This is a genomic window from Proteus mirabilis HI4320, assembly GCF_000069965.1.
Taxonomy (GTDB): Bacteria; Pseudomonadota; Gammaproteobacteria; order Enterobacterales; family Enterobacteriaceae; genus Proteus; species Proteus mirabilis.
In genome coordinates, this window is the sequence record NC_010554.1 from 1,115,177 (window position 1) to 1,131,333 (window position 16,157).

At 35.6% G+C, this 16,157-nt stretch carries 14 protein-coding genes; 6 read left to right on the forward strand and 8 right to left on the reverse strand.

What is annotated here, in order from left to right; all coding sequences use genetic code 11:
- Positions 1-33 precede the first annotated feature (33 nt).
- Positions 34-525 carry an NlpC/P60 family protein gene (locus tag PMI_RS05105; protein WP_012367837.1) on the forward strand — a complete coding sequence of 164 codons (492 nt, stop codon included), beginning with the start codon at positions 34-36 and terminating at the stop codon, positions 523-525.
- Between the two features lie 77 nt (positions 526-602).
- Positions 603-1,622 carry a lipoate--protein ligase gene (gene lplA / locus PMI_RS05110; protein WP_012367838.1) on the forward strand — a complete coding sequence of 340 codons (1,020 nt, stop codon included), beginning with the start codon at positions 603-605 and terminating at the stop codon, positions 1,620-1,622.
- Positions 1,623-1,738: 116 nt separating this feature from the next.
- Here the strand turns inward: lplA and PMI_RS05115 are convergent, their stop codons facing one another.
- From PMI_RS05115 to budA, 8 genes are all read right to left on the reverse strand, one after another.
- Complete coding sequence (locus tag PMI_RS05115) at positions 1,739-2,107, reverse strand: helix-turn-helix domain-containing protein (protein WP_004242629.1); 369 nt, start codon at positions 2,105-2,107, stop codon at positions 1,739-1,741.
- Positions 2,108-2,687: 580 nt separating this feature from the next.
- The gene (gene lhgO / locus PMI_RS05120) at positions 2,688-3,890 is read right to left on the reverse strand and encodes an L-2-hydroxyglutarate oxidase (protein WP_004242630.1); all 1,203 of its coding nucleotides are present in this window, start codon (positions 3,888-3,890) and stop codon (positions 2,688-2,690) included.
- Between the two features lie 17 nt (positions 3,891-3,907).
- The gene (locus tag PMI_RS05125; RefSeq protein ID WP_004242631.1) at positions 3,908-4,621 is read right to left on the reverse strand and encodes a FadR/GntR family transcriptional regulator; all 714 of its coding nucleotides are present in this window, start codon (positions 4,619-4,621) and stop codon (positions 3,908-3,910) included.
- Entirely contained in the window at positions 4,622-6,589 is a 1,968-nt protein-coding gene (locus PMI_RS05130; RefSeq protein ID WP_004242632.1) for a TRAP transporter permease, read from the reverse strand.
- Between the two features lie 12 nt (positions 6,590-6,601).
- Positions 6,602-7,636: a TAXI family TRAP transporter solute-binding subunit gene (locus PMI_RS05135; protein ID WP_004242633.1), complete on the reverse strand. Its 1,035-nt coding sequence runs from the start codon at positions 7,634-7,636 to the stop codon at positions 6,602-6,604.
- A gap of 405 nt (positions 7,637-8,041) precedes the next feature.
- Complete coding sequence (locus PMI_RS05140; protein ID WP_012367839.1) at positions 8,042-8,554, reverse strand: DedA family protein; 513 nt, start codon at positions 8,552-8,554, stop codon at positions 8,042-8,044.
- 168 nt (positions 8,555-8,722) lie between these two features.
- Positions 8,723-10,402, reverse strand: coding sequence for an acetolactate synthase AlsS (alsS, locus tag PMI_RS05145; protein ID WP_012367840.1), 1,680 nt, complete (start codon positions 10,400-10,402; stop codon positions 8,723-8,725).
- 64 nt (positions 10,403-10,466) lie between these two features.
- The gene (budA, locus tag PMI_RS05150) at positions 10,467-11,303 is read right to left on the reverse strand and encodes an acetolactate decarboxylase (protein ID WP_012367841.1); all 837 of its coding nucleotides are present in this window, start codon (positions 11,301-11,303) and stop codon (positions 10,467-10,469) included.
- Between the two features lie 769 nt (positions 11,304-12,072).
- Here budA and PMI_RS05155 point away from each other — a divergent pair.
- The 4 genes from PMI_RS05155 to PMI_RS05170 all read left to right on the forward strand — a co-directional run bounded on the left by PMI_RS05155 (position 12,073) and on the right by PMI_RS05170 (position 16,150).
- Positions 12,073-12,336 carry a helix-turn-helix domain-containing protein gene (locus PMI_RS05155; protein WP_004247955.1) on the forward strand — a complete coding sequence of 88 codons (264 nt, stop codon included), beginning with the start codon at positions 12,073-12,075 and terminating at the stop codon, positions 12,334-12,336.
- Positions 12,337-12,385: 49 nt separating this feature from the next.
- A complete protein-coding gene (locus PMI_RS05160; protein WP_004247956.1) occupies positions 12,386-12,904 on the forward strand; it encodes a fimbrial protein in 519 nt (172 codons plus the stop codon).
- Between the two features lie 209 nt (positions 12,905-13,113).
- Positions 13,114-15,489 (forward strand): PefC/AfrB family outer membrane usher protein, encoded by a 2,376-nt coding sequence (gene pefC, locus PMI_RS05165; protein WP_012367842.1) that lies wholly within the window; start codon positions 13,114-13,116, stop codon positions 15,487-15,489.
- Positions 15,482-16,150, forward strand: a complete 669-nt coding sequence (locus tag PMI_RS05170) for a fimbrial chaperone (protein WP_004247958.1) — start codon at positions 15,482-15,484, stop codon at positions 16,148-16,150. The genes pefC and PMI_RS05170 overlap by 8 nt, the downstream gene beginning before the upstream one ends.
- Positions 16,151-16,157: the final 7 nt, after the last annotated feature.

The following is a 16,157-nucleotide window of genomic DNA, read 5'->3' on the forward strand; positions in this document are numbered from 1 at the left end:
TTTAAATCTATTGTCAATAATTGGGTGGATGCAATGAGAAAGCCTACTTTTTATTCTTTCTTACTCTGTATTATTCTGCTAGCTGGATGCTCATCGAGTCCCTCTAAGCGTCTCCCACCCGCGCCCCCGTTAAAAACGCAACTTTCTGATCCTATTATGGTCATTGTGCAATTAAAATCTCAGCTAGAGCAATGGTATGGTACGCCTTATCGCTATGGTGGCATGAGCCCATCAGGTATTGATTGCTCAGGGTTTGTGTATAGGACTTATAGTGATCGTTTTGATATACAACTACCAAGAATGACTATCGATCAAACTAAATATGGTACACAAATTAGTAAAAGTGATTTGATGCCTGGTGATTTAGTATTTTTCAAAACAGGAGGAGGGGATAACGGGCTTCATGTTGGTATTTATGATACTGACAATACCTTTATTCATGCTTCTACCAGTAAAGGCGTTATTCGTTCATCATTAGATAATGCCTATTGGAAAAAAACTTTCTGGCAGGCTCGTCGATTGTAATTTTGTGCCATTGAAGGCGCTAACCTACTGAGTGTTATGCTATCTTATAGCTAACTTTTTTCATATAGGGATATCTTATGTCAGGCAAATTGCGTCTACTTCTTTCTGAGTCTTATGATCCATGGTTTAACCTCGCGGTTGAAGAGTGCATTTTTAAACAGATGCCAGCTGATCAACGAGTCCTTTTTTTATGGCGTAATGATAATACTGTGGTGATTGGTCGAGCACAAAACCCATGGAAAGAGTGTAATACCCGAAAAATGGAAGAAGATGGTGTGAAATTGGCGCGTCGCTCAAGTGGTGGCGGTGCAGTATTTCATGATCTAGGTAATACCTGTTTTACTTTTATGGCAGGCAAACCCGAATATAATAAAACCATTTCGACGCAAATTATTTTAGATGGGTTATCGAAAGCCGGCATACAAGCAACGGCATCAGGACGAAATGATTTAGTCGTACCATTGGCTGATGGTGAAAGAAAAATTTCTGGCTCAGCCTATAAAGAGACAAAAGATCGTGGTTTTCATCATGGTACTTTATTAATTAATGCTGATTTATCTCGTTTAGCTAACTATTTAAATCCAGATCCGAAAAAACTACAGGCGAAAGGGATCACCTCGGTGCGCTCTCGTGTCACTAATTTAGTGGAATTAAAACCCGATATAACTCATGAAAAGTTATGCCACGCGATTACTGACAGTTTTTTTGACTATTATGGTGAGCGTGTTGAAGCTGAAATTATTTCACCACAAAAATTACCTGATTTACCGGGTTTTGCAGAAACATTTGCAAAACAAAGTAGTTGGGAGTGGAATTTTGGTCAAGCGCCTGCGTTTTCACATCTATTAGATAATCGCTTTAAATGGGGTGGTGTTGAGCTGCACTTTGATATTGAACGCGGTACGATTATTAGAAGCCAAATTTATACCGACAGTTTAGATCCCGCACCATTAGAAAAGCTATCGCAGATGTTAGTTGGACAGCGTTATGCTTCTGGATCGATGAAAAGACTATTAGCGCAATTAATAGAGCAGTACCCAAATAACCAATCAGAGCTTGAAGAGCTGCAACAGTGGCTTGTTCATGCGCTTTCTTAATTGATTATTATCTATTTAAGAAAACGACTGACAATAAAATGGTTTGATATAATAAACAAAGCGGGAAAACATGATGTTTTCCCGCTTTGTTTTGTCAGTCAATACTTCTGGCTATATTAGCTATTTTCACATGACATAAAACGACGTGTATCTGGTAACTCACCATGTTCTCTAAATTTAGCTGGTGTAGTGTTGAAGTGTTTTTTAAAGATACGAGTAAATGTTGCTTGGGAACTAAAGCCATACATCAAAGCAATATCTAAAATGGACATGTCTTTTTCTTGTAAAGACTTTGCTGCTTCCAATAAGCGACGTTTACGTACATATTCGCCTAATGTGCAACCTTTAAAATCTTTAAAAATACGTTGCAAATGCCACTTGGAGTAGCCACTTTTATTTGCAATCGTATCAATCTTTATACCCTCATTACGTTGTAACTGAGTTTCTAACCATTTCAGAATATCATTAACGACATTTTCAGCCATAAAAACCTCCCACAATAGGTGGGGACATAGTGCCCAATTAAATAGAATAGTAACGTATGTTATTTGTAATCTATTTTAAGCATAGAGGAAATAATAGGTAGGCAAAAAGTGCTTTTTATGATTGATAATCATTATCAAAGCAATAGGAGTAAGTAATAAACAATGATTGATAGATAGTCTATCAAAAAGAAAGTGATAAGTTTTATAAAATTGGCGCATTTTATTTTATTGAATTTACTCTATTATTTAACAATCGCTAAATTTTGTTATAGCTGTTGTTTTGCAGACTGTTATATTTTTTGATAAAAAATCAATTAAATCATTGATGAAGATGTATTTCAAATACAATTTTATTGGTTGAAATCGTTTTTTTAATGATTAATATTTCTAATTAAAATAAGTATTGATACTTGGTTGTTTAAAGTGCTTTTATCAATATATAAAGGCTAACATAAATCTGTCAAAAAACGGTTATTGCATAGGGGGAATTGTAGACTGGAGCAGAAGATAAAAGCAGATATGCTAAATAAGCTCACTCGCAGACAACGGGAGACACTCTGCGAGTGAGACGAAAGATTTTTTATAATAAAAAATGCTCTCTTACAATTTCACGACCAATTTCAATTGATGCTGTTGCGGCCGGAGAAGGGGCATTACATACATGTAATGAACGTTTGCCTTTAACAAAGTGAAAATCATCGACTAATTTTCCTTCGCGAGTTAAAGCTTGGGCGCGTACACCTGCCGGGCCTGGGTGAATATCTGCTTCACGTAGAGCAGGAATAAGCTTTTGTGCATTTTGGGCAAACAGCTTACGTGAATAGGAACGACGTAATTCGGCCATCCCTTCACCTAAATAATTTCCGGCTATTTTCCAAAATCCTTTATAGGTTAGTACTTCAGTGAGATCTTTTAAGTCAATATCACTTTTCTTGTAGCCTTCACGTTTAAAGGCTAATACGGCATTAGGGCCTACGTCACGATGCCCGTTATACATACGTGTAAAATGGACACCTAAAAATGGGAAATCAGGATTCGGCACAGGATAAATAAGATGATTAACTAAATAATTTTTATTTGAGTTGAGCATAAAATATTCACCACGAAAGGGAACTATCTTCATGCCGGTATCGTAGCCCGCCATTTTTGCTACCCGATCACTAAATAATCCAGCACAATTAATCAGCCACTTTGCGGTAAATTGTGTTGTAGATGTGGTGACTGTTACCGTTTCGTCCGTTTCATTAATCGCATTTACTGCTTGGTTAAAGGCAAATACTCCACCTCGAGCTTGAATGATTTCAACGTGTTTGGCGGCAATTTCCGGATAATTGACAATACCGGCATCAGGAACAAGCAAAGCAGCAATACCATTAACATAAGGCTCCCTGGCTTTTAGCTCGCTCTCGGTCATTTTAATTACTTCAAGGCCATTTTGTATTCCACGTTGATAGATATTTTCTAATGCTGGTAGCTCTTTTTCATCAGTTGCCACAATCACCTTGCCACAACGATCGTAATAGAGATGATGCTGTTTACAAAAATTGTAAGTCGTGATGTTACCTTGCTTAGCGAGTCTTGCCTTTAAGCTTCCTGGTGTATAGTAAATCCCCGAATGAACAACATTGCTGTTATGGCCACTTTGATGAACGGCGGGGCCAGATTCCTTATCAATCACCAGTACTTTAAGCTCAGGTTGGCTTTCTTGTAATGCACTGGCAACCCCTAATCCTACTAATCCTGCACCGATGATAATTACGTCATAAGTCATAATACTACCCATATAATCCAGTATAAGAGTTAATTTTTTTCTTGTTGTAAACGCTTTAACTTTCCACGTACATTGGCTAAATGAAGACGCATTTTGTGGCTAGTTTCATCACTATCTTGTTGTCTTATTGCTTCAACAATAGCTTCATGCTCTGCAATAACACGCTCAGTTTCGGCAATACGTCCTTTATTTTGGCTTAAGGAATACATCAATACGCCAAGATAAAGCTCATGTAAGTTATCGAGGATGCGCACGAAAAAAGGATTATGTGAAGCAACCATAATGGCACGATGAAATTGATAATCTTCTTGATGACCAATGTTGTTGTTTTTCTGCGTGGCTAAGATAAAGGCCTGATGTGCTTGCTCTATCGTCAGCAATTCTTCTGGTGTTCGACGTAAAGCGGCAATGGCTGCCGCTTCATGTTCAATGACCTCACGCATTTCAAGCAGTGATTCAATTTCTTGAGGACAAGCAATTTCCATCACAATAGGTTCGTATTTACTCAAGATAGAGTGGTCAATAACGCGTCTACCGCCTCCTTGGCGTGACGTAATAATGCCACTCGCTTCTAATACCCCTAATGCTTCTCTGATGGGAACTCTGCTAACGCCAAAGGCGTCAGCGAGTACATTTTCAGACGGTAGTTTTTCACCAATAGGATAGGTCCCGTCATAAATATTTTGCTTAATTTGATCAAGAATTTGTTGCGACGCTTTTTGGCGTGAGATCTTTTTTATCATCTAGTTTTCTCCAGATACTTGCCCTACATTGACCAGCTGTTTTTTAGAGCGCAACAGATGGAAAGCGCCAGTAAGTAAGATCAACGCCATACCTAATAAATCGGTATATAGTCCGGGCTTAATCATTAAAATAGCGGCCGCTGCAAAGGCGATACGTTCAAACCATGTTGTTTTGATTATCCAAAAATTCGCAGTGGCAATACTTAGTGCATAAATTCCCACTAATGCACTAATGACCATTAACCCGATAGAGATAACACTTAAATTATCACCTTGCATCAGTAATGCAGGGTTATAAACCAAAATAAAAGGAATAATAAAACCAGGGAGTGCTAAACGTACCGCATCCCATGAAGTTTGCATCGGATCGGCTCTCGCAATACTTGCTGCCGTATAGCTTGCTAGGGCGACCGGAGGAGTAATATTGGATAACGCGCCAAACCAGAAGACAAAGAAATGAGCCGCTAAAGGCATCACACCGGCTTTAATTAAAATAGGTGACACTGTAACGGCAACCACGATATATAGAGCAGTTGATGGTAAGCCCATACTTAATACAATACAGACTAACATCACAACCAGTAAGATCATCCATAATGTATTGTCAGTCATAGAGACAATATTAAATGCTAAGGTCGCACCGATACCGGTCATGGTAACAACACAAATAATCACACCAATGGCAGCACAAGCGATAGTCACTTGTACCGAGCCACGAGCCGCTTCTGCTAAAGCATCAGCCACTTTAGTTAATGTCATTCGTACCGTTTTATCAGGTGTTAGCCAGCTGGCAACAATAATGGTTAAGATACCAAGAAAACCCGCATAAATAGGGGTTTTACCCATTAATAGCGTGCCAATTACAATAATTAAAGGTAATAGTAATAAACCGCGTGCTTTTAATACCGCTTTAACTTGTGGAATATTCTCTTTGCTAAGTCCTTTTAAACCTTGTTTTTTCGCTTCAATATCAATTGCCATGATCAAGGCCGCGTAATAGAGCAATGCAGGAATAATCGCGGCAATAACAATCGTGGTATAAGAAATTCCCAAAAAGCCCGCCATAATAAAAGCAGCCGCACCCATAATCGGTGGCATGATCATTCCACCCGTAGATGCAGTAGCTTCAACGGCACCCGCAAAACGTGATGTTAAGCCAATATTTTTCATTAATGGAATGGTAAAGGTTCCCGTAGTGGCTACGTTGGCGACCGCGCTACCACTTAATGAACCTGTTAATGCTGATGAAATGACGGCAACTTGAGCAGGCCCCCCACGGCGACGGCCGGCCATAGCTAGCGCTAAATCATTAAATAGTGCTGTGGCACCACTAACACTTAAAAACGAACCGAATAAAATAAATACCACGATAGCGGTAGAGGCAGTAGAGAGTGTAATACCAAAAATACCTTCACTGGTCATAAATAAACGATATAACAGTCTCTCTACAGAAAATCCTGCATGACCAAAAATACCCATAAAATATTGGCCAAATAGGGCATAGATAATGGCGAATGTGGCTAGGCTAGGAATAAAATAGCCCGTTGTTCTTCTTGCTGCTTCAAAAAGAACAATAATGCCAAGAATTGCCATCGCATAATCCATTGTGTTGGGAATACTTTTTCTTACCACATGGAGATCAACATAGTTAAAGAAAAAATAGCCATAGCTGATTAATGTTAAAGCGATAAAAAGATAATCCCAGCCATTAAATTTCGCGGTAGAAAATCGTTTAGAGAATGGAAATAAAATAAAACCAAGGATCAAAATACCACTAAGAAAAATAGTATTACGATAAAACTCTTGGGTGTTGGATAAGGCATTAGAGTAAATAGCATACAACGAAATGAATATCGCCAGCGTGGTGGTGATTTTTAAATAGATACCGGTAAGGTGACGAGTGCCTGAGCTAGCTTCTTTATCTAATGCTGGTGGCTCTACCGGAGTTAGGTGGTCATTATTAGTCATAACTCACTCCTGTTATTTATTATTAGTTTGCGTTTGAGCTTCAGGTGGAATTAAATAGTCAGGGATATCTAATCCAATTTCTTTGTAATAACGATAAGCTCCAAGGTGTAATGGCACAGAAACACCTTTTAACGCATTTTCGGTGGTGATGTATTTTGCAGCACTATGTACTTGATGAACTTCTGGTAAGTTTTCAAACATGGTTTTAGTCAATTCATAAACTAACTGGTCATCAATACTTGTGGTTGTCATTAAGATATTAGGTTGTGCAATGGTGTTTACTTTTTCTGCTTGGCGAGGGTAGGTATTTGCTGGTATTTCAAAGCGAAACCAAGAGTTAGCAATATGATTAATATCATCAAGTTGCTTATCAGTCACTTCAAGTAATTTGGCATTAACACCACTGGCATACATATCGGTAACCGCAGAGGCGGGAACACCAGCAGGTAATGCTCCCCCATCAAGGCGTCCATCACGCATTGCTGAAACGGTATCTCCATAACCAAGATATTCAGGAGTGATCTCTTTTTTAGTTAAATTCACACCTTTAAGAATGATAATGGTCGATTGTTCAGTGCCACTGGCTTGTGGCCCGACAGAGAAGCTGGTGGCACGAATATCATCCAATGTTCCTGTTTTTACTTTGTCATTCATTAAGACAAAGTGCTCTACATTTGGCCAAAGCATTGATATAGAACGTAGATTTTTTTCTGGTTTGCCTTCAAAATTACGTACACCTTCGTAAGCTTCCACAGCTAATAGACTTTGTAGAATAGAAAGCTGAGCTTCGTTTTGTTGCATTAAATAGATATTTTCAATTGAGCCAGCAGAGGACTGCCCTGTGACTTGTATTCCTCTATCCTTGAGGTGGGTGCTCCAAACATTGGCTAAACCGACTCCCATCGGGTAATAAGTTCCTCCTGTTGAGGCCGTTGCTACAGAGAGAAATTGCTTATTGGCATTCTCTTTTTTGCCGATCATTGCTAGTGATACAACAGCAATAACAGCAACAATACCGATGGCAAGCTTTGTTTTTCTTATTCTCATGATGTTGTTCCTGTACATAAAAACGCAGGTGAATATTTCACATCAACTTGTATACAACATGACAACTTTTATAGGTAAAGGAAGGTTACGAAATTGTGAACTGTGTTGATTAATTTGATACGTGAATGTAACAAATTGTGATCATGATGGTAATTATGTAAATTATATCCATAATCAAGGGGTTTTTATCAAGAAGGCAGAGAAAATATCGATAACTTGGGGTATTTGAAAAATAATTCACTAAAAAATAAATTAATAATAGATTTTCTAAAATAAATAACTATTTACATTAAAGGAATAAATAAGAGCAGATAGGGGCGAGAAAACAATAATTAACGGGTATGGCTAACAAATAAATATCAAAATTAGTCAATTAAAGATAATAAATAATTAAAAATTATTATTTTATAATGAGATGGAGATTACGCCATTGGCTATTAAAATAAATACTCCTGACCACACTAAGGCTGAAACAGTACTTGTTAGATAAATACCATAAATGGGGAGTTTTAATAAACCTGCGCTAAAAGGCGTAAGGTAGCGAAACACAGCTAAAAAGCGTGAAATAAAAAGAATAAAGAATGCTTTATTTTTTAACAGTTGTTGTATACGTAAGATCTTTGTTTGATAGCGGGTAACCCATTTATTTAAGCGAGGGAAATAATAAATGGAACGCCCTAACTGATAACTCACTATAGATCCTAATAAGGCACCTAAACTAGTTGCTAACCAAAGTAAAATAGGCGAATGGAAGGGCAAGCAAACCCCAAATATTAAGATCAGCATTAACGATGCGGGAGGTAAAAAGGATGAAATACCAATAGTAGATTTTCCCGCAGTGAGCAGGGTAATAGTAAAAAATAAAGCGATAGGAGAAACATGACTTAATGTGTCAAGCATTGAATGGAGTATCTCCATTTTATTCTCCTTTGATAATATTTTGCCCCTTTAGTATAGAGTGCATCTTTATACCAGACTGTCCGTTAGCCTAGCAAAATTTAATGGTCAGAAAAAGTAAGTCAAGAGCTTGTAAATAAAATGCCCCTCCATTCTAATGACTAATCCGTTAACTGGAGGGGCTTATTACTAAATAATTAAATTATAATTAATGTGCTTCATTAATTTATCGTTATCACGATAATCAACAGGAATGGCTAACACAGCAGGACCATCAACAGCTATCGCTTTACGTAAGGTTTCACGAAGTTGAGATGCGCACTCAACAGAAAATCCTTTAGCACCAAAAGATTCTGCATAGCGTTTAAAATCAATAGGACCAAATTTTACGCCAGAAGGACGGCCATATTTTACCTCTTCTTGCATCTCCACCATATTATAAGCATTATCAACCCAGATAATATGCAATATATTGGTATTAAGACGAACTGCGGTTTCTAGCTCCATTGAAGATTGCATAAATCCCCCATCACCAGAAACAGAGATAATTTTATCGCAAGGACGTACAAAAGAAGCGCCTATTCCCCAAGGTAATGCAACTCCCATGGTTTGTTGGCCATTAGAAATTAGCATTTGTCTCGCTCTAAAACTATAAAGGTAACGTGCAAGCCAAATATGAAAACTCCCCATATCAATACAAAGAGTGACATCGTTATCAATGATATCTTGCATTTCATGTATGATAGTTAAAGGATGAATAGGTGTGCCTTGTCTAAAATAACTATTTTGTTGCAAAATTTCCCTTTGCTGACGTATTTTCTCTAGTATTCCTTGGCTCTGATTAGACAATTGTAATTTTGAATTAGGCTGGTGAGTTAATTGTTGCGTTAACTTATCCAGTGTTAATTTAATATTGCCTGTTAATTCTAAGGCAGGGCAGTAAGCTAAATCGATTTCAGCTTGGATCTCATCAATATGGATAATATTGGCATTATGACTGTTCCATAAGGAAGGCTCATACTCAATCGGGCTATAACCTAAAGTGATAACTAAATCAGCGTGTGCCAGTAATTCATCCCCTGGCTGATTATTAAATAAGCCAATTCGTCCGGCAAAGAGTGGAAAATGGCGATGAGCAATAGCCCCGGCAGATTGATAAGTACCTACAATAGGAACAGGAAAAATATCAAGGAAATTTTGTAAGGCAAGAGCATTTTCCGGATCGCTGGCTTGAAGCCCTATTAATATCACAGGGTTTTTCGCTTGTAATAATAAGCTGATCGCTTCTTGAATTGCACTATCACTCGCGGCACCTAAATTAGGTTTGGATTTAGGTGTTAATAACGGGCTATCTACCTCATTATTGAGTATATCCATTGGAAAGGTTAAAAAAGCCGAGCCGGGACGACCTGACTCCGCATGACGAAAAGCATTGGCTAACGTCTCTGAAATTGATTGTGAAGAATCAACTTCAGCACAAAACTTAGTGATTGGGTTAAACATTGTTACTGTGTCCATACTTTGATGAACCAGTTTAAGTCTATCCGTAGATTTAACTGAGCCTCCTAAGGCAACTAGAGGATCACCTTCTGATGTAGCTGTCGCAATGCCCGTTGCTAGATTAGAACAACCGGGACCAGAAGTGGCTATCGCCACACCCGCTTTACCGGTTAAACGTCCTACCGCACCCGCCATAAAAGCCGCATTGGCTTCGTGACGCACAACAATAGTTTTAATTGTTGAATCAACCAAAGAATCAAAAACACGGTCAATTTTGGCTCCGGGGATCCCAAAAACTTGTTTAACACCATGTTGTTCTAATTGCTTAACCACCAAGTCAGCACCGCAATTCCAATGATGAGAGTTCATAAAACCTTCTTTAAGTTTGCAAGTGAATGAATAAAAACAGAATGACCTTTAGGAATGATTACTTTCAGTTTTCGGCTTGTTCTATTGCCTGATGAAGGTCATCGGGCATTAAATTAGCTTCTAAGAATGTTGATTGATGAGGTAAGTCAATAGTAAAACGAGAGATAACACCGATTTGTAGGGTGCCTTTTTTTAATTGATAATCAAGTACATGGCCACCACCTTCACGTTGGTGATTAATATAATGCTCATGAAATCCAGCAACATTAAGGCCTTGAGTAAATTGTGGGGAACGAAAGCCGGCAATAATACCCATTTCATCGTGAAAGGTAAAAATAGGCTGATTTTCAATGGCTTCTAGCATGGGCACATAAGGAGGCTCTTGACGTGGCACTGTACGTGTTTTAACTAATTCAAATTCGCCTTCAATTTTGATGGCACAAAATAGATTATCGGAAGGGACATATTGGTTAATAATATTGTGAACCTGTTGTTGAGAGACAGGATCTGAAAACTGATGTGTAATATCAGGTTTAAAGAAAGTCATTACAGCAAAAGGCGAGCCTTGATCTGGACGGGCTTCTCGCGCACTGCCATCTGAACGTAATTGAAAAACGTTACTATCAAAGGCGACCAATTCGCCATCAAGATGATTAAAAGTACCTAAACCAAAATCACCATGCTTTAATAAATCAGCAATAGTAACATTACTATCATAAACACCAGCAATAAGACTACTCATTAAAGAATTTTGGTAGATAGTACATTCTGGATGTTTATTAATATAATGATTTAAAGAAGTTATTATTTCTTGGGTGCAGTTGCAGGAACTATGAGTATTTTTATGGTTATGGGTGATATCACTATTATCTCGCTCGATATGGTTAAAGCTAGTTTTCATAATGAAGCAGATCCTTATTTATTTAGATAGACATTCATCAACTATCAATTTCATTATTAGCCCTATAGGTAAGATTTTCAAATGTTTTAATTGATATCAAAAAAGATGTGATAATCATAGAGAGTGAGATTAAAGCTATTTTATTGTTTTTTATAAATTTAATTTTACGTGTAACTTTATTAAAAAAAAATTAAAAAAATATCAATGTTATTGATGAGGTTGCTTTGTTTGTTTCTATGGGAAACTATAAATTAATGTAATTATTTTGAGCGATTATGAGTAATCACAAGGAAATTAAAGAAGAATTTAAAGAAAATGGATATTAATAGTTTTTTATTTTCATTGTGATTTATTAGAAATATATTTTTAGTTATAAATAATAAAATTAATTTTCTTAAAATTTAAAAAAAGATTAATTTTAATAATTATTATTTAGGAGGAAGTTAGAGTTATCAAGAAGGATAAAAGTGTTACAAAATGTAACTTTTAATTCCAGGTAAACAGAAATGTATCTATATATGTAAGATTGCTGTTGTTATTATGTAAGTTGTTAATTTTCATTTGTCATTATATATCAACAGATTATGTTGATTTTTTTACATTTATGATCGGTATCTCCGATCGATGGTCTAATTATGATAGGTTTTATCTATCGCATTTCACTTAATTGATCGATTAAAACGTTTTTACTAAGTCTAATTATGACAATATAGTAATAAAAATTTTAGTTAAGTAGAGGGTAAAGTAAGAAAAAGGAATGCTTTCACAAATGAAAAAAGATGATAATAATAGCGTTAGTATGTCGGATTTTTTTAATAAAAAAACAGGGTTGTTTATAAAGTATAAAAGGAAAGAGTTAGGTTTAACAGGACAGGATTTAGCGATCATATTGAATGTTAGTCAGCAACAAATTTCTCGATATGAAAATGGAACTACAAATATTACTGTTACCTTACTTAATAAAATACTGATGATATTGGACTCATCATGGAGTGAGTTTTTAACATTTAATGAATTAACTGATAGGTATTAATTCTGATTTAATTGTTGTTAATTAATATTTAATATATGGGGAAGTTTAAATGAAAAAATTATTATTACCTTTAGTCATGAGCAGTGCATTATTTAGTGGATATACATTAGCTAATACCGGTGAAGTTCAATTTATTGGTGCGGTTACGTCGGAAACGTGTGATATTGATACAGAAATTGGTGGTTTAGTTAAATCAACAATCGATTTGGGTAAAATGACCACTGCAGATACCAATGGTAAATATGTTGAATTTGAATTAGTCCCTCGTACGGATGAATGCCTGAAAAAAACCAGTGGCCAAGTTGGTTGGCAAAGTGCAGGTTTTACTAATTCAGGTCTTGCTAATATGAAAGGTACTGCCGGTGGTGTATCTATTCAATTAACAGCGATTAATTCAACCACACCTAATCAGGATGTAACTTATAATAACCAAAGTGTTGATTTTGGTAATGGTAATGATCCAATTGGTAATATGAAATTTAAAGCAAGAATGACAGCAACGGCAGGTCAAACTGTTACAGAGGGTACTGTAATTTCAAGCGCAACTTATGCAGTAGCTTATAAATAATGTTTCATTATTTAATTTTATAATGTCTATTATCAATGTAGTTACTTTTATTTAATTATTCTAATAATAGTTATTATTATGCTCTATTTAGGGTGCTTTTAATCTATTCTATTTTTGTGAATATAAATAAAGTTTAATATAAGCATTATGACTGGAATAAAGGGTCATTGATCCTTTATTTCATTTGAAAATATTAATGGATAATATCAATGCGTTTAAAATCAATTAATGCTTTTGTGTTATCCTTGTTAGTAAGTCCATTTTATGTTTGCGCAGATTTAAATATGGACTTCTTACATGGAGGAGTTCAACTGCAAGCTGCTGGTGTATTTGATGAAAATACCAATTATCCTGCTGGGCATTATATTGTTGAGGTTATTTTTAATCGAAAATTAATTAGTAAAAAAGAATTAATTATCTCACCAGAAGATAATGAAAATTTATGTTTAAAAAAAGATTGGATTAATGAGTTATCGCTTCCAATAAAATTAAATTTATTTGAATTATATTATCATCCTGAGCGCGATTGTTATGATATTAGCCGTTATCCTGGGGCTCAGGTTATTTTTGATAATTCGAAGCAAACTTTAACATTTAGTATTCCTCAAATTGCATTAGATGAATCTCTGCGCCGGCAGGAATGGGATTATGGGATAACAGGTATTAAATTAAACTATTCGGGCTATATTTCTAAAACCAGTTCTTCACAAGCACAAATTTATGGTGATTTTGATTTATATGCTAATTTAGGTCGTTGGGTCGCTTATGTTCGTAGTAGTTACCAAAGGAACTCGGGTACAGAAACATCGGAGGCAACAGTTTCCACAGCAATTAAATCAATACAAGGAAGTTTTACCGTAGGTAAAACAATAACCTCTTTATCAATATTACCTAACTTTGCTTTTTATGGAATGTCACTGCGCTCGGAAAGGGATATGCGCCCATGGGAAAAACGAGGTTATGCACCGGTTATTTCTGGTGTTGCAAACTCTAATGCTAAAATTACTATATCTCAAAATGGATATGTATTAAGTTCACAAGTTGTTCCCGCAGGGGCTTATCAATTAAAAAATATAGCACCAGTAAGTAATGGAAATATAACAGTGACAGTAGAAGAAAGTGATGGGACAAAAACAGTTCGCTATTATCCTGTTGCCACACTTTCTTCCTTATTACGCACAGATGAAATAAATTACAACATTGCTATCGGAGAAAAAGAAACAGTAGGTAAAAGAGAAAATAGTTTATTTTTTCTAGGTGCATTTGACTACGGATTAACTAATGTTACGGTTCATGCTGCGGGAATTTTGCATAATAATTATAAAAGTGCAGCATTAGGAATGAGTAAAGATTTTGGACGATTTGGTGCAATGTCATTTACTGCTAATACTGCTGTAAGTGTATTTCAAAAACAGACACCAACAGCACCCGAAGTTAGGCAGTCTGGTATCAGCTATTCGTTACAATATGCAAATTCATTGACTGATAATACTAATTTACAGCTACTCGCATATCGCTATACTGGTAAAGATTATGTTGATTTTAATGAATTTAATTCAAATGCTTTATATCATCGCAGTAATCGTAAAGAGCGTTATGAAACGATATTGTCCCAAAGTTTTGATGGTAGCTTTGTTAGCTTATCTGCTTGGATGCAAACATATAGAAATAGTATTAGTAATGAAGTTGGCGCAAATATTACTTACAATACAACAATTAAATCTGTCGATTTCTCATTATCAGCGGATTATCAAAAATTAAACGATTATGAGCATGATAATTATATTATTTCTGTTGGAATAAATATTCCCTTTAGCTTATATGATAAAAATCATTTTTGGGCAAATTCTGTTAGCTACGATAGGAAAAATAAAGCTAGTTTTAATTCTGGTGTTTCTGGAAGTATTAATGAAAAAATAAACTATAGTATCAATACAAGTAAAGATCGTGATAACTGGTCTAATTCTGCTTATTTTGGTATTGATCATAGTATTATTAATACGGGATATGCGATTTCTCAAAATGGCCATCAAACTACCAGTTCTATTAATGCTTCAGGAAGTTTATTAGCCACCCCAGATACAGGATTATTATTCAGTAATGTCAGAAGAGATACTGTCGCAATTGCAAAAATTAAAAATATAGAGGGTATAACATTCAATGACTCACCGCCAACTGACAAAGAAGGAAACACTATTGTTGGGGTATCACCATACATTGAAAATAATTTAAAAATAAATACAGAAGAAATTCCGAATAATGTTGAATTACTTGATTCTGTTCAAAATTTTACTCCAGCAGATAAAGCTATTATTTATCGCGAGTTTAAATATTCAACAATTCAAAGGTATATATTAAGAATAAAAAATAAAAATGGTGATTTTATTTCTGCTGGAAGTGCTGTTAGAAATAAAAATGATGAATATATAGGGTTTGTTTCAAATTCTGGGGTTCTTTTATTAAATTTATTAGATAAGCCTAATAAGCTATTCGTTATATCACCTAATGGTGAAAAATGTACTTTAAATTTGGAGAAAGTAGAATCTAATGATCATAAAATTATGGAAATTGAATGTAATGAATAGAATAGTATTTGTTTTTGCTTTAATCATATCGTCATTAACCTGTTTTAAAGCATATTCAGCGTTTACGCTTAATGGTACTCGCTTTATTTATGATGAAGGTCGCAAGAATATCGCGATAGAAGTTAAGAATAATAGTGATAAAACCTATGGTGGCCAAGTTTGGATTGATAATCTTAATGGGAATGAAGTGTTCTTTATTCCTGCACCTAATTTATTCAAAATAACTGGAGGAGAAAAACAATTAATCCGCTTGCTATATGTAAATGATATTTTACCTAAAGATAGGGAATCATTGTTTTGGCTCAATATTCAGGAAATCCCGCCAATTTCTTCTGCCGATGACAGTAATGTGCTTGCTGTTGCATTAAACACACAAGTTAAACTGATTTATCGCCCTAAGATTTTAGCTGAAAAACGCGAGGATGCAGAAAAAAGTCTGACATATAGTGGTTCAGTTTTAAAGAATCCTACACCTTACTATTTTGCATTAACTCAAGTGTCAGTCAATAATAATCCTTTGGTCTTGTCAAAAGACATTGAGCAATCTATTAGTTTATTTCCACCTTTCAGTGAGGTAAATGTGCAGCGCCCATTGTTAGGTAAAGTAACCGTTGAAGCTATTGATGATTATGGTGCTAGACGTGTTATTGAGCTTAATTAAGGAAGTA

Excerpts from the sequence above, each read along its gene's own strand:
- PMI_RS05105 (WP_012367837.1), top strand. The coding sequence starts at position 34 with ATGAGAAAGCCTACTTTTTATTCTTTCTTACTCTGTATTATTCTGCTA.
- lplA (WP_012367838.1), top strand. The coding sequence starts at position 603 with ATGTCAGGCAAATTGCGTCTACTTCTTTCTGAGTCTTATGATCCATGG.
- PMI_RS05115 (WP_004242629.1), bottom strand. The coding sequence starts at position 2,107 with ATGGCTGAAAATGTCGTTAATGATATTCTGAAATGGTTAGAAACTCAG.
- lhgO (WP_004242630.1), bottom strand. The coding sequence starts at position 3,890 with ATGGGTAGTATTATGACTTATGACGTAATTATCATCGGTGCAGGATTA.
- PMI_RS05125 (WP_004242631.1), bottom strand. The coding sequence starts at position 4,621 with ATGATAAAAAAGATCTCACGCCAAAAAGCGTCGCAACAAATTCTTGAT.
- PMI_RS05130 (WP_004242632.1), bottom strand. The coding sequence starts at position 6,589 with ATGACTAATAATGACCACCTAACTCCGGTAGAGCCACCAGCATTAGAT.
- PMI_RS05135 (WP_004242633.1), bottom strand. The coding sequence starts at position 7,636 with ATGAGAATAAGAAAAACAAAGCTTGCCATCGGTATTGTTGCTGTTATT.
- PMI_RS05140 (WP_012367839.1), bottom strand. The coding sequence starts at position 8,554 with ATGGAGATACTCCATTCAATGCTTGACACATTAAGTCATGTTTCTCCT.
- alsS (WP_012367840.1), bottom strand. The coding sequence starts at position 10,402 with ATGAACTCTCATCATTGGAATTGCGGTGCTGACTTGGTGGTTAAGCAA.
- budA (WP_012367841.1), bottom strand. The coding sequence starts at position 11,303 with ATGAAAACTAGCTTTAACCATATCGAGCGAGATAATAGTGATATCACC.
- PMI_RS05155 (WP_004247955.1), top strand. The coding sequence starts at position 12,073 with ATGAAAAAAGATGATAATAATAGCGTTAGTATGTCGGATTTTTTTAAT.
- PMI_RS05160 (WP_004247956.1), top strand. The coding sequence starts at position 12,386 with ATGAAAAAATTATTATTACCTTTAGTCATGAGCAGTGCATTATTTAGT.
- pefC (WP_012367842.1), top strand. The coding sequence starts at position 13,114 with ATGCGTTTAAAATCAATTAATGCTTTTGTGTTATCCTTGTTAGTAAGT.
- PMI_RS05170 (WP_004247958.1), top strand. The coding sequence starts at position 15,482 with ATGAATAGAATAGTATTTGTTTTTGCTTTAATCATATCGTCATTAACC.